Source organism: Haemophilus sp. HMSC71H05 (assembly GCF_001838635.1).
In the GTDB taxonomy this organism is placed as follows: Bacteria; Pseudomonadota; Gammaproteobacteria; order Enterobacterales; family Pasteurellaceae; genus Haemophilus_D; species Haemophilus_D parainfluenzae_R.
This window is the reverse complement of the sequence record NZ_KV838035.1, coordinates 1-404: the sequence shown is the minus strand read 5'-3', so window position 1 is coordinate 404 and position 404 is coordinate 1. Positions and strand designations below refer to the sequence as shown.

1 protein-coding gene and 1 pseudogene are annotated in these 404 nt (G+C 43.6%); both read right to left on the bottom strand.

All coding sequences use genetic code 11. The features are described from left to right. A partial coding sequence (locus tag HMPREF3279_RS05780) for a 50S ribosomal protein L19 (RefSeq protein WP_114975239.1) occupies nt 1–161 on the bottom strand: 161 nt, incomplete at its 3' end. Nucleotides 162–197: 36 nt separating this feature from the next. Continuing rightward, a pseudogene (locus HMPREF3279_RS05775) lies at nt 198–404 on the bottom strand (tRNA (guanosine(37)-N1)-methyltransferase TrmD); the annotation flags it as partial.

The window sequence follows — 404 nt, the reverse complement described above, 5'->3', positions numbered from 1 at the left end:
CCACGGTTACGAATTGCAATAACCACGCCTTCGAATGCTTGCAAACGACGTTTGCTACCTTCAACTACCCATACTTTAACTTCTAAAGTATCACCTGGGCGGAAGCTAGGTACGTTTTGTTTTAATTGTTCTTGTTCAAGTTGTTTGATAATGTTAGACATTGTTTGATCCTTTATTGATCCTAGATGTAACTGAAACTAACTGTTATGTTCGGCTTGCGCCTCTTTTAACAGCTTACGTTGTTCGTCAGTCAGAGCTAGGCCTTCTAAGAGCTCAGGGCGTCGGAGCCATGTTCTTTGTAGCGATTGCTTTAATCGCCATTTCCGAATTTCTTCGTGATGTCCCGACATCAGCACGGGTGGTACAGTTAATCCTTCTAACACTTCCGGTCTGGTGTAATGCGG